At 35.5% G+C, this 15,326-nt stretch carries 5 protein-coding genes; 3 read left to right on the top strand and 2 right to left on the bottom strand.

Translation table 11 applies throughout. The features are described from left to right. Window positions 1-516: 516 nt before the first annotated feature. A complete protein-coding gene (locus IGI49_RS16015) occupies window positions 517-1,452 on the bottom strand; it encodes a helix-turn-helix transcriptional regulator (RefSeq protein WP_429962482.1) in 936 nt (311 codons plus the stop codon). A gap of 89 nt (window positions 1,453-1,541) precedes the next feature. Here IGI49_RS16015 and IGI49_RS16010 point away from each other — a divergent pair, with 89 nt between their 5' ends. The 3 genes from IGI49_RS16010 (at window position 1,542) to IGI49_RS16000 (ending at window position 5,211) form a co-directional block, all read left to right on the top strand. After that, a complete protein-coding gene (locus IGI49_RS16010; protein WP_429962481.1) occupies window positions 1,542-2,210 on the top strand; it encodes an FMN-dependent NADH-azoreductase in 669 nt (222 codons plus the stop codon). A gap of 1,168 nt (window positions 2,211-3,378) precedes the next feature. Beyond that, window positions 3,379-4,275, top strand: coding sequence for a LysR family transcriptional regulator (locus IGI49_RS16005; RefSeq protein ID WP_429962480.1), 897 nt, complete (start codon window positions 3,379-3,381; stop codon window positions 4,273-4,275). A gap of 60 nt (window positions 4,276-4,335) precedes the next feature. After that, window positions 4,336-5,211 carry a LysR family transcriptional regulator gene (locus IGI49_RS16000; RefSeq protein ID WP_429962479.1) on the top strand — a complete coding sequence of 292 codons (876 nt, stop codon included), beginning with the start codon at window positions 4,336-4,338 and terminating at the stop codon, window positions 5,209-5,211. A gap of 80 nt (window positions 5,212-5,291) precedes the next feature. Here the strand turns inward: IGI49_RS16000 and IGI49_RS15995 are convergent, their stop codons facing one another. Then, a complete protein-coding gene (locus IGI49_RS15995; RefSeq protein ID WP_429962478.1) occupies window positions 5,292-14,936 on the bottom strand; it encodes a Cna B-type domain-containing protein in 9,645 nt (3,214 codons plus the stop codon). Window positions 14,937-15,326 lie beyond the last annotated feature (390 nt).

Here is a 15,326-nt window from a genome sequence, read left to right as displayed (position 1 = left end):
ATATCCTGCAATCTTTACTTGTTGCAGTAGTTGCTTTGCAGGAATGGTCCTTTGCAGTGAATGGTTTAAGTGATAAGAAAGGCTTTATTTCAAAGCTACCTTTGCCACGGTTTAGGACGATTCTTTGTTTCAATCATGAAGTCTTTTTAGTACTAACGACAAATTGCATGAACCTTCCTGCAATTCTTTGGCTGCTAATATTGCTAAATGTTTAAGCGCGCTCTTTTTTAACTTGCTTTCATTACTTATTACTATTAGTATAACGAATTTGCTAGTGTCATATTGTCCAAATTAAAAAAAACAAAATCCTTCTAGCGAGTAAAAAGAAAAAACTGAACGAATCCTGTTTATCATTTCTGATAAAATGAGATTGTCCAGCTTTATTGTGTGATCCTCTATCCTCAGCTAAAGGAAATATCCTTTATCCTAGGTGATCGGTACTACATTTCTTATACTAAAAATAAGTCTCTCTCGGTAAATTTGGGTAAATAGCTAGTGCAGTAATCAGCTATCCTTTTAATGATTTTTTGAGATCATTGCCTCAAGCGATTGTATATAGCTCTCTTGAAGCTGTTTTGGGTATTCAATAACTAAATGCTTCCCATAGGAAATCAAATAATGAACCATATAGTCAAGTTCTTCTTGGTTGTATCCTCCTGTTAAATAGGAAACACCTTCGTGCTCCTCCAACAACATATTTGGATAATGATGTTTTAGAAACAATTCTTTTCCAAAAGGACTTAATCGGCAACGAAAAGAAATATCATGAAAGTTTTTTTCATAATACTCTTGGAACGCTCGCAACTCCTGAAGGGTGTGTGTTTGTTCAGCATTTTCGATAATCTTGATTTCTTCCATATAATCGCACCGGTAAGTTCCCCACTGTTTATTTGTCACATCAAGTGCACTGCAAAACCAAATCCCTTCTCGATAGAAAAGCTCTGCAATTTGCAGCAAAACTTCTCTAGTATAATACTGTTTATAAAGCAACTGTATTCTCTTTTCTTCTAAAATCGATTGCATAATAACTGCAAGAGAATCCACATATTTAACCGGAGCAATTCCGTAAAATTTTACAACCTCAAGTAATTTATTGACTTTTGCTTGTTGACTCTTTGGAAGCGTCGCAAGTAATTTTTGACGAATGTGCACATAGGATTTTTCAAAAGGTGTACTGGAAAGTAAGCTCTGGGCATTCAGTGCAAAAAAAATTGCTTGGATCTCTTCATTACTAAAGAATACTGGGGAGAGGAAGGCCTGATTAATAATTTGATAGCCCCCGTATCTTCCCAATTCTGTATAAAAAGGAAGACCTAATTTTTCTAGATCTTCAACATCTCTAAGAGCTGTTCTTCTTGAAATCTGAAATTCCATCATTAAGTCCTTAATCTTAAACTGTTGCTTATCTTTTAGAAAAATTAATTCTTGATTTAGTCGTTCTGATTTTTTCAAGCTGAGCCCTCCAGAGGATTTAATGGTGCCACAATTTGACACCTTATAATGCTAAACTTATTGTACAAAGCAGGAAAGGAAGCCTATCAATGAAGACCTTACTAATTAATGCTCATCCAGATTATACTAATTCTAGTCATTTTTCAAACCAACTACAAAAAAAGTTTGTACAACTTTTTGAAAAAAGATTCCCAATTGAAGAGTTAACGATTTTAACTCTCTATGAATCCGATATTCCGCGAATTGAACATGGAGAATTATTAAGCGTATGGAACAAACAAGCGTCAAACGAAAAATTGTCGGAGTCTGAACTTAAAATTGCGGCACAATCAGCAAAATTATTAGAGCAGTTTAAGGAGCACCATCGCCTTGTGATTGTTACACCGCTGCATAATTTTAATGTGACCTCTCGTATGAAGGACTATCTAGACAACGTGATGATTGCTAGTGAAACATTTAGGTACATTGCTGACCCTCTGGAAAACGGCAAGATGTCTGTCCCTCTGCTAGTTGATGATTATAAAGCTCTCTTGCTTTTTGCGAGTGGTTCAATTTATACACAAGGAGATTTTTATGGAAATGTTGATTTTGCTCCTCACTATCTTAAAATGATGTTTACTGAATTAATGGGATTTTCAACCTTTGCTATTGTTCGAGCGGAAGGTACCTCTATCCTGCCAGTAGATGAGGAAACAATTCTTTCAAAAGCTTTTATTGAAGTAGAAAAGGCTTTTTTAACACTTTATGATGATAAATAGGAAATTTCACTAGAATAATAATTTATCGAATAAGAGAATCCCAGGAATCATTCCTGAGATCTCTTTTTTTACCCAAAATTAGTTGTTGAACGTTACGATTCCCAATTTGGCTCCCTGACCATTTTGTGTGTTCAGGATTACTGAAACCTTCATCAATATTCTCATTTAATTCCACACCAAAGGCATATCTAATTATAGGATTCATGCTGTGCTAACTATATTTCATTAGTTTTTTCCTTAATATTAAATCCTCTTTTTATTCCATTACTCTCTATCTTCAGACAACTTATGAGCACAGTTGGTCGCCATTCATTTCTCTATTAGCATTAAAATTTCCTCATCAACTATTTGTATTTAGAGGAATTTAATAATCATTTCATATACTCAACGAAACGATCATAGTTAACAGGAATCCCATAACTTATTATAACACTTGTAATATTAAGAGGGTGTATTACTTTTTAGGAATATATCCATAACTGAATACAGATATCGCTTTAGCAGCAAGGGTCTATATAATATTTCTATTAAAAAACTAAAGGCTTTACAGCTCTAAAAAATAAGACTACTTGAAAATAAAATAATCATTTGTTAGGTTTAGATAGTGTGAATTCCATAATGAACCAATTCACCTAGATTGATAAAAGTCCTTTGCCAAAATTTATCTTTTATTGAAGTTTGAACTCACGACAACACAGGCTAAAAATTATGCGCCTGAATGAAACAAAATCAAAGTTTGAGTAAGATTGCATATTTCTTTATCCAATCGTCAAATTACTAAGCTGCTTGATGGAACTTAGTAAATAATAATACAGAAAGTATTGATTGATTATCTGTCCGTTTAAACAGCAATCTCAAAACAACAAAACTCATGAATGCGGTTATTTCGGTTAAACAATCGATAGTCGTTGCTAGCCCAGTTGCTGACAAAAAGTATACAAGCTTTCACCATGAAACCAGAATAGGTACTTATTAGCTTGAACAATCTATCAAGTGAAACAATAAATCTTTTTTTCATTGTTAGATTACATGCTATCACGCGCATATCTATTAGAAGAACTGACTAATAGACTTAAAAATAATCAACTAGTGAATTTCAGAGTGTGATTAATCTGCACTTGAAATTTGCGAATTTTTACTAGGAAAAATCAAGATCGGAGAAAGTAAAATGAAATTAAGGTACTTGGAACTCTTTTTAGGATTATCAGATAATAAAAGTTTCACTGAAGCTTCTGAAAAATTGGGCGTTTCTCAACCGTACCTGAGCAGTAAAATACGCCTACTTGAAAATGAATTAGGTACTAAGCTTATCAATCGTAAGCATACCTCGAATTCCTTAACACCTTCTGGAGAAATTGTTAAACGCAGAACAGAGAATATCATTAACGAGATTAATTTAGCCCTTGAAGAAATTAATGACTTAGCTCAACTTAACAATCTTAGTGCACTTGCTATTGGGACAAATATACTTGATGCACCGATGCGTCTATCTGTCATACTTTCAAATTTTCAAAAAAGATACCCTACCGTTAAACTGTCATTTGATTATTATTCAAATATTGATCAAGCAATACAAAATGGAGTGATTGACATTGCCCTCGGATTGTCCTTTGAAAAACATTCCGAAGACATTCTCGTGACCCCCCTCGTTACTGAAGAATATAGTCTATTTGTAAATAAATCTCATCCTCTTACTGCATATACTGTAGTTCAACCTGAGATGATCTTTCACTACCCCATGGTAAAATATGCCCCTCAATTTTGTGAACGTAAATTATTGGACCGATGGGAAAGCAGTATAACCAAAGAACAGAAGGAACTATCAACCTGGGATTTTTCAGCTATCTACTTGATGCTTACTTTAATTGATTCTTCTTCCACGGAAAATGAAGCCCTAGCCATTCTCCCTTTTTCCATAAAAGAGTTTACAGAGGAGTTTAAAAACATTGAAGTTTTGGAAATCGAGAATGCTCCCTGTCGAGAAGTAGTTCTCTTGACCGCACAAAAAAATAAAGATTCTGAATGCTATGCTTATCTGATCAAAAAATTCGAATTAATTTTTTAAAAAGGGCACACCCTTACTTAGAAGATTTGCTGTCAACAGTATGAAAAAAGGAGTTTGAAAATGGAGTTAACTCATATTAATTATTTTCTATGTCTCAGTAAACACAAACAATTTACAGCTGCCGCTGAGTGTTTGGGTATCTCACAGGCTGCACTTAGCAAACAAATAAAAAACCTTGAAAGTGAACTATCAATAAAGCTTTTTGACAGAAATTTGAACTCCTGTGAACTGACAGATGCTGGAAAAATATTAAAAAAGCATGTACTGGCAGTCCATAGAGAATTGGCTTCCATGAAAGAGGAGCTATTAGATATCAATGATCCTACAACCAAATTACCATTAAAAGTTGCAATAAACTTGGATGATTTAGAATACCGAATGAAAACGGCTATATGCCAGCTACTTTTATCTGATCCGCATCAAAATATTAGGGGAGTTGCGACAGCAAATATTTTTGACGCCATTGAAAATTTGACCGCAGACATTGGAATTTCTATTTCTGATTTAGATGCACCTAAGTCTATTACTGAACTTCCTATTACTGAAGAAAATTATGTTTTTATTTATAGCACCACTCATCCACTTAATCAAAAAGAATTCTCTTTAGAGGCGCTCAGACAGTACCCTTATATTAGTTTATCTTCAGATTCGATTGAACAGACTAATTTATCAAATTGGATTGCACAAAATATTGACGAAACAAGTATAATTAATGCGATTCATCTAAACTCAATAGAATTAATACTAGCTATGATAGAACAAACAGAAGGTTTTGCCATTGTCCCAGATTATTTAATTTCAAAGTTTGAGGATCGTTCACTAACCTTTAAAAGATGGCACACATTACCCACCAGAAAGATTTCGATCTATTATTTAAAAAATAAGTATTTGCGTAATAATATAAAAAGAGTGTTGAACTATTTTTTACCTAAATAAAAGCGCTGGCCTGGTCAAGTTTTTACTTGACTAGGCCAGTGCTTTTTAATTGATTATTTTATTTTCCGGCTTACTATAGTTTATCCTCTCCTATTCCTTTTATCATTAATATACCAGATTGAAACTACACAAAGGAGAATGAGCAGGCCAAGTAAAACTAGAACACTTTCATACAAACTACCGGTCCGAGGAAGTTGCGTTACGGCAGTTCTCCCTGATGTTGTCATGATTGGCGTATTCGTTTCTCTGTTTGGCTTCTCTGTTTTTGTAGTTGGTTCATCAAAGTCATACGTGTTCGTAATGTTTGTTCCTTCAATCTTAGTTTCATATCCCTTAACTGGATCTTCTGTCAAGGTATAGTCATATGCTTTACCATCTTTATCAAATTTTGGTAAATTTGTAAAATTATATTTCCACTCTCCGGATTCATCCGGCTTAACTTCTTTAACTACCTTCTCCTTGTTATTTTGATACAAGCGAACGGTAATTGATTTTGGACGAGTCTTGAATTTATCCTCATTATCTTTCCAGAATTTCTGGCCACTAATTTCGGTGACTTCTTTATCGGTATACGTATTGATGATTGTTGTGTCTTCAATTGTCGTCTCATATCCTTTAACTAAGTCTTCTTTCACTGTGTAATTGTACGCGTTACCTTGTTCATCATATTTTGGTAAATCGGTGAAACTGTAGGTCCAATTACCTGACTCATCTGCTTTAATTTCTTTTGTCGCATATTCCTTATCATTTTGGAGTAAACGAACAGTAATTGACTCTGGGCGTGTCTTGAACTTATTATTGTAGTCTTTCCAGATTTTCTCTCCACTAATCTCTGTTGTTTCCTTATTTTTGTACGTATTAGTGATAGCCGTACCTTTAACCTCAGACTCGTATTCTTTAACCGGGTCTTCCTTCACGCTGTAGTTGTAGGCTTCACCTTGTTCATCGTATTTTGGCAAATTGATGAAACTGTAGGCCCAATTACCTGATTCATCTGCTTTAATTTCTTTTGCCGCATATTCCTTATCATTTTGGAGTAAACGAACAGTGATTGACTCTGGTCGTGTCTTGAACTTATTATTGTAGTCTTTCCAGGTTTTCTCTCCACTAATCTCTGTTGTTTCCTTATTTTTGTACGTATTAGTGATAGCCGTACCTTTAACCTCAGACTTGTATTCTTTAACTGGGTCTTCCTTCACGCTGTAGTTGTAGGCTTCACCTTGTTCATCGTATTTTGGCAAATTGATGAAACTGTAGGCCCAGTTACCTGATTCATCTGCTTTAATTTCTTTTGCCGCATATTCCTTATCATTTTGGAGTAAACGAACAGTGATTGACTCTGGTCGTGTTTTAAATTTATTTTCGTAGTCCTTCCAGATTTTCTCTCCACTAATCTCTGTTGTTTCCTTATTTTTGTACGTATTAGTGATAGCCGTACCTTTAACCTCAGACTCGTATTCCTTAACTGGGTCTTCCTTTACGCTGTAGTTGTAGGCTTCACCTTGTTCATCGTATTTTGGCAAATTCGTGAAACTGTAGGCCCAGTTACCTGATTCGTCTGCTTTAATTTCTTTTGTCGCATATTCCTTATCATTTTGGAGTAGACGAACAGTGATTGACTCTGGTCGTGTTTTAAATTTATTTTCGTAGTCCTTCCAGATTTTCTTTCCACTAATTTCGGTGGTCTCTTTATTTTCGTACGTATTAATAATCGTTGTGCCATCAACTTTAGTTTTATAATTTTTAACTGGATCTTCCTTAACGCTGTAGCTGTAAGCTTCACCTTTTCCATCATATTTCGGTAAATTAACAAAATGATATCTCCAATTATCAGCAGCTTTTACTTCTTGCTTCTTAAACTCTTTACCATTTTGATACAAACGAATCTTGATTGACTCTGTACGGGTCTCAAATTTGTTCTTATAATCTTTCCAGATTTTTTGTCCACTAATTTCGGTCGTTTCATTATTTTCATACGTATTAGTAATGGTTGTACCTTCAACCTTCGTTTGGTAATCCTTAACTAGATCTTCTTTCACTGTGTAGTTGTATGCTTCACCCTTGTCATCGTATTTTGGCAAGTTCGTGAAACTGTACGTCCAATTACCTGTTTTATCCGCTTGAACTTCTTTTGCATCAAACTCTTTGTCATTTTGATACAGGTGAATCTTAATTGATACTGGACGGGTTTTGAATTTATTATCGTAATCCTTCCAGATTTTCTTCCCATTAATTTCGGTGGTCTCTTTGTTCTCATACGTATTAGTAATATTGTTGCCTTCAACCTTCGTTTGGTAATTCTTAACCGGATCTTCTTTCACTGTGTAGTTGTATGCTTCGCCCTTGTCATCATATTTTGGCAAGTTCGTGAAACTGTACGTCCAATTACCTGTTTTATCCGCTTGAACTTCTTTTGCATCAAACTCTTTGTCATTTTGATACAGGTGGATCTTAATTGATACTGGACGGGTTTTGAATTTATTATCGTAATCCTTCCAGATTTTCTTCCCATTAATTTCGGTGGTCTCTTTGTTCTCATACGTATTAGTAATATTGTTGCCTTCGACCTTCGTTTGGTAATTCTTAACCGGATCTTCTTTCACTGTGTAGTTGTATGCTTCGCCCTTGTCATCATATTTTGGCAAGTTCGTGAAACTGTACGTCCAATTACCTGACTTATCCGCTTGAATTTCTTTGGAATCAAATTCTTTGTCATTTTGGTAAAGGTGGATATTGATTGTTCTTGGACGGGTTTTGAACTTATTATCGTAATCCTTCCAGATTTTCTTCCCACTAATTTCGGTGGTCTCTTTATTTTCATACGTATTAATGATCGTAGTCCCATCAACTTTAGTTTTATAATCCTTCACTGGATCTTCTTTTACTGTGTAGTTGTAGGCCTCACCCTTGTCATCATATTTTGGCAAGTTTGTGAAACTGTACGTCCAATTACCTATTCTATCCGCTTGAACTTTTTTTGCATCGAATTCTTTATCATTTTGATAAAGGTGAATATTGATTGACGCTGGACGGGTGTTGAATTTGTTGTCGTAGTCCTTCCAGATTTTCTTCCCACTAATTTCTGTAAACTCTTTATTTTCATACGTATTAGTAATGGTTGTGCCTTCAACCTTCGCTTGGTAATCCTTCACAGGGTCTTCTTTTACTGTGTAGTTGTAGGCCTCGCCCTTGGCATCGTATTTTGGCAAGTTTGTGAAACTATACGACCAATTACCTGTTTTATCTGCTTGAACTTTTTTTGCATCAAATTCTTTATCATTTTGATAAAGGTGAATATTGATTGACGCTGGACGGGTGTTGAATTTGTTGTCATAGTCCTTCCAGATTTTCTTCCCACTAATTTCTGTGGTCTCTTTGTTCTCGTACGTATTAGTGATATTGTTGCCTTCAACCTTCGTTTGGTAATCCTTCACAGGGTCTTCTTTTACTGTGTAGTTGTAGGCCTCACCCTTGTCATCATATTTTGGCAAGTTTGTGAAACTGTAGGCCCAATTACCTGTTTTATCCGCTTGAACTTCTTTTGTATCGTACTCTCTATCATTTTGGAACAAGCGTACAGTAATCGCCTCTGGACGAGTGTTGAATTTATTATCATTATCTTTCCAAATCTTTTGTCCATTAATTTCCGTTGTTTCTTTGTTTTCATGGGTATTAATAATGGTTGTGCCTTCAACCTTCGTTTGGTAATCTTTCACAGGATCTTCTTTCACTGTATAGTTGTAGGCCTCACCTTTGGCATCGTATTTTGGCAAGTCTGTAAAACTATACGTCCAATTACCTGTTTTGTCCGCTTGAACTTCTTTTGCATCAAACTCTTTGTCATTTTGATACAGGTGGATCTTAATTGATACTGGACGAGTGTTGAATTTGTTGTCGTAGTCCTTCCAGATTTTCTTCCCACTAATTTCGGTGGTCTCTTTGTTTTCATACGTATTAGTGATGTTGTTGCCCTCAACCTTTGTTTCGTAATCCTTCACGGGATCTTCTTTCACTGTGTAGTTGTAAGCATCACCTTTGGCATCGTATTTTGGCAAATTCATGAAACTGTAGGCCCAATTACCTGTTTTATCTGCTTGAACTTTTTTTGAAGCAAATTCTTTATCATTTTGATAAAGGTGAATATTGATTGATACCGGACGAGTGTTGAATTTATTATCATTATCTTTCCAAATCTTTTGTCCACTAATTTCGGTAGTCTCTTTGTTTTCATACGTGTTAGTGATGTTGTTGCCTTCAACCTTTGTTTCGTAATCCTTCACGGGATCTTCTTTCACTGTGTAGTTGTATGCTTCGCCCTTGTCATCGTATTTTGGCAAGTTCGTGAAACTGTAGGCCCAATTACCTGTTTTATCTGCTTGAACTTTTTTTGTATCAAATTCTTTGTCATTTTGATAAAGGTGAATATTAATTGATACCGGACGAGTATTGAATTTATTATCATTATCTTTCCAAATCTTTTGTCCACTAATTTCGGTGGTCTCTTTGTTCTCATAAGTGTTAGTGATGTTGTTGCCTTCAACCTTCGTTTCGTAATCCTTAACCGGATCTTCTTTCACTGTGTAGTTGTAAGCATCACCTTTGGCATCGTATTTTGGTAAGCTAGTGAAGCTATACGTCCAATTACCTGTTTTATCTGCTTGAACTTTTTTTGTATCAAATTCTTTGTCATTTTGATAAAGGTGAATAGTAATTGATACCGGACGAGTGTTTAATTTATTATCATTATCTTTCCAAATCTTTTGTCCACTAATTTCGGTGGTCTCTTTGTTCTCATACGTATTAGTGATATTGTTGCCTTCAACCTTCGTTTCGTAATCCTTAACGGGATCTTCTTTCACTGTGTAGTTGTAAGCATCACCTTTGGCATCATATTTTGGTAAGCTAGTGAAGCTATACGTCCAATTACCTGTTTTGTCCGCTTGAACTTCTTTCGCATCAAACTCTTTGTCATTTTGATAAAGATGGATCTTAATTGATACCGGACGAGTGTTGAATTTATTATCATTATCTTTCCAAATCTTTTGTCCACTAATTTCGGTGGTTTCTTTATTTTCATACGTGTTAGTGATGTTATTGCCTTCAACCTTCGTTTCGTAATCCTTAACTGGATCTTCTTTCACCGTATAGTTATAGGCCTTACCTTCGGCATCGTATTTGGGCAAGTTAATGAAGCTATACGTCCAATTACCTGCTGCATCAGCAATAACGTTTTGCCGAGCGTATTCTTTCCCGCTTTGATATAGGCGAATAGTAATTGATCTTGGACGTTTGTTGAATTTATTATTACTATCTTTCCAAATCTTTTGTCCACTAATTTCGGTAGTTTCTTTATTTTCATACGTATTGGTGATATTCGTGCCTTCAACTTTCGTTTCATAATCCTTAACTGGATCTTCTTTCACTGTATAGTTGTAAGCATCACCTTTGGCATCATATTTTGGTAAGCTAGTGAAGCTATACGTCCAATTACCTGTTTTGTCCGCTTGAACTTTTTTTACATCAAACTCTTTGTCATTTTGATAAAGATGAATCTTAATTGATACCGGACGAGTGTTGAATTTATTATCATTATCTTTCCAAATCTTTTGTCCACTAATTTCGGTAGTCTCTTTGTTTTCATACGTGTTAGTGATGTTGTTGCCTTCAACCTTCGTTTCGTAATCCTTAACTGGATCTTCTTTCACCGTATAATTGTACGCATCACCTTTGGCATCGTATTTTGGTAAGTTCATGAAACTGTAGGTCCAATTACCTGTTCTGTCCGCTTGAACTTCTTTCGCATCAAATTCTTTGCCATTTTGATAAAGGTGGATCTTGATTGATACTGGACGGGTTTTGAGTTTATTATCATTATCCTTCCAAATCTTTTGTCCACTAATTTCGGTAGTCTCTTTATTTTCATACGTGTTAGTGATGTTATTGCCTTCAACCTTTGTTTTGTAATCCTTAACTGGATCTTCTTTCACCGTATAGTTATAGGCCTTACCTTCGGCATCGTATTTGGGCAAGTTCGTGAAGCTATACGTCCAATTACCTGTTGCATCAGCAATAACGTTTTGTCGAGCGTATTCCTTCCCGCCTTGATATAGGCGAATAGTAATTGACCTTGGACGTTTGTTGAATTTATTATTACTATCTTTCCAAATCTTTTGCCCACTGATTTCGGTAGTTTCTTTATTTTCATACGTATTGGTGATATTCGTGCCTTCAACCTTTGTTTCATAATTCTTAACTGGATCTTCTTTTACTGTATAGTTATAAGCCTCGCCGTTAGCATCGTATTTGGGCAAGTTAGTAAAGCTGTAGGTCCAATTACCTGTTTTATCCGCTTGAACTTCTTTCGCATCGTACTCTATGTCATTTTGATACAGGTGGATCTTGATTGATACTGGACGAGTGTTTAATTTATTATCATTATCCTTCCAAATCTTTTGTCCACTAATTTCGGTGGTCTCTTTGTTTTCATACGTATTAGTAATCGTGGTTCCATCAATTTTTGTTTTGTAATCCTTAATAGGATCTTCCTTTACCGTATAATTATAGGCAGCACCTTTTTCATCGAGCTTCGGCAAATTGGTGAAAGCATAGTTCCAATTACCACTTGCATCAGCAATAACATTTTGCTGCGCATATTCTTTGCCATTTTGATACAAGCGAACAGTAATTGATCTTGGACGCGTATTTAATTTATTATCATTATCTTTCCAAATCTTTTGTCCACGGACTTCAGTAGGCTTATTCGTTTGCTTTTCATTTTCTACAAGTCGTTGGATGACTTTGTTATCTTTACTGGCCGTTACCTCAATAATGACTCCTTTAGCAAACTCTGGACTTATTTCGTATCCTTCAGGTGCCCTTTCTTCTACTAATAGATAGTTCCCTTTGGTCAAATAAGAGAAAAGAGCCATTCCACCTTCCTCAGTGGAGGTTACTCGTTCAACAATTTTATCTGGGTCCTTTTTTTCTCCACGATACAAGGTGAAAATAGCACCTTTTAGCGGTGTCTGAGTGCCTTTTATCACTTTATAGACCTGCAGCTCCTCAGTCGTACCTCTAATAATTCCCATACTTTTTGGAATAATCACTGGCACAGTAACTTCTTTGGGGCGGTCAACTATTACAAAATCACTCCCTGAAATCCTTACCCCATTGCTGACATGAGTTGTTTGTCCTGGAACATCATTCTTTGAATAAATCACTTCTGCATCATAGGTCAATTCAAGTGCTTCTGTTAAATCATTTTTCAATTGAATATGAAAGCTGCGTTCTGTATGTTCAAACGTATAATCACTGCCAGCTTTCAATGCCTTTCCCTTATCTTTTCCTGAAGCATAAACTAGTTTGAGTGTATCAAGTTTGGCCCTATTATTGACCCAATGATAATCATCAATCACCACGTTTTTCAGGTGAAACCTACTTTCATTAATTGAAACTTTCCAGTTAATGATATTAGGATCTTTGGGGCTGACTTCGCCCTGCTTTTTAACCAGTGCATTTTGATCATTATTTATTTCAACGCTACCTTCAACAGCTGTACGAGGTGTATTTTCGTCTTGATAATACGCAATATTTTTTACTTGTTTGGTTAGGATATCTTCCTTATTCTTCAACACTGTACGGAAGACTAATTGGAATGGATGAGTATTGCCTACAGCAAACGTTGCCTGAGTTTTATTCCCGACTCTATCATAGCTGGCCTGAGCATTATCTGTAGGTTCATACTCTGTATTTTGGAATTTTTGCTCTAAAACTTTAACAGAACCTTCGACATAGGTTTGATCATCAGGGATTGGATCTTCCAAAATATTTTGCTTATTGATCGGATGATGGTCACTATTAATTCCAACGAACCATTCTATTTCTCCCGATTCTGGATGGTAAACACCATGCTTATGAGCACTGATTTTAACCTTTTGCCGGTAAAATTTTTTCGAAGTAAAATCTTGTTTTTCTTGACCTTTCTGTACATAATGATACCAACACTTGTTCTCTTGTTCAGTATTATCATCAAAATGTGATTTATAGGTAATTACAAATCTGTGATTGGTTTGTTCTGCTGAAAGATAACGTATATTGAATCCTTTTATTTTTCCATTTGCTTGATTCAGCTCTATTGAGTAGTCTACATTTTCTGTCAATTGTCTATTCGCAGTTACATCCTTGACTATAATTGAGTGATCTATCATATAACCGCTGCTCAATTCGTCGCTAACAGTCCATGTGTTAAAATCGCTATTATTTTTATTTACATCAATTGTCCAATCCAACTCATTGCTTTTTTGATCCCAATGATACTCTTTTGAGAACTCTGACTTGGTCATTTCTTCACCAGTTCCTGGGATTACTTTGTCAATCGTTTTCTGATTTTTACCATGATAGATGGTATTAAAAATTGTTGTATCTCCAGCCCCTCGACTCTCTACTTTCATCTTGTAAGTAACAATAATCGGCTGGTCAATATCTTGATTAAATTGTAGTGTAAAACCACGATCCTCTTCTTTTATTTCATAAGGAACCTGTGGTGAAACTCTTAAACTGCTGGGAATGAAACGCTGCTGATCACTAGGAACATCTTTAAAATAAGCTTGATCCCTAGGGATATGTCTGCCTTTTGGATTAAAAATGACTTCCCAGCTGACTTCGCCAGTGTCCTCATTAAAATCCCCCGCCTTTTTAGTGATATCCATGTGTTCTTCCAAAGATGCGGCAGCTGTGGCAACCTCATCCGCACGATTGCTTCCGCTTAGGGTAATTTTATTTGTGATAGCACCTTGACCTTCAAAGCTAATCGGTGTAGTAATGTACAATACATAAGAATCTTCTATACTGGCAGGAAAATAAGCAGTACCAGAATCATCGAATGCGATCATTCCTGTCACCGGCTCAAGTTCAGTAATCCTCCCGTCAAAATCTACACTAGCTTTGCTCATTTTCGTAATGTTGTATTGTGAGGCTACACGTTTTCCTTCATTATTTGTCGTTTCTTCTGTTAGTTTAGGATTATGGACCAAATTCCTATTGGGATTAATAAGAACTTTCCAATCAATCACTGGCGTCCCATCTGCAGCATAACTAGTATTCACATACTCTTTTTGAATAAATGAATCAATACGAGTATTTACGAATATTTCATTGCCTTCTGTATTCGTTGACCAAGGAATTCGGATAATATTCTTACCTGGTACGATGATCTTACGTTCATCCATTGTTACTGAAAACCTTAATCTACCCTCAACATTATCATGCTTTTGTACCTCAGAATTAAAAGTCATCATTGCCCTGCCTGATGCATCTGAGTTGTAACTCCCATAAACCAGTCCGTTGTCAGGATCTTTTAATTCTCCACTTTGTCCCCCAGCAAGTATTAAATCCGGTGGTAAGTTAAAGTTAAAATAGTCCCCATCCTGCATTTCTTTGCCTAGTGTATCTGGAATTGAGAATTCATAATCTACCTGAAACGTATCCCCCTTTCTTAATGGATTTGATTCAGAAACTACTTTTCCATTCAATGTGAGTAAAACATCTGTAAAAATAGTCTTGTTTCCGCTGCTATCTCTAGGAAGCTGTTCTGAGGAAGGTAAGGTAATCAATTCTCTACCCATACCTTCTGCATACACTGGCTGCATTAATATTGTTCCAAAACCATTGAACAAAATATTGAAGACAGCTAGTATTGTTATTACTATTCTATTTTTCGCTTTCATAGTATCCCCTTTCGATTATTATATTTTGAGTTTTTACACTCACTCTCTCAATTTTAAGTATTCCAATTCTTTTTCCTATACACAGTTCCTCACCACGTTATAACCAAATGAATACCTTTATTTACTGGCAGAATCTTCGGACAAAAAATAGACCGATCAACTTCCTAAGAAGATCGGTCTAACTGACAAAAAAACTGATATGGTGATAGCATTCCTTCACATTATTTTTTTGGGGTTTGCGATTAAATTCCTCTCTCTCTACTAGCAATTTTTCAATAAATATTTTATCTGTGTCTCATCATTTTTAGGGACCATTGGACAGTCCCAAAGCATTAAGTGATCCAACCATCAAATTCCCTTTTTTGTAATTCATTCTCTTTTTTTCAACAG

It is taken from the genome of Enterococcus sp. AZ071 (assembly GCF_050499065.1).
GTDB classification, from domain to species: domain Bacteria; phylum Bacillota; class Bacilli; order Lactobacillales; family Enterococcaceae; genus Enterococcus_A; species Enterococcus_A ferrettii.
Note: the sequence above shows the minus strand (reverse complement) of the source record. Positions and strands in the feature narration are given on the sequence as shown.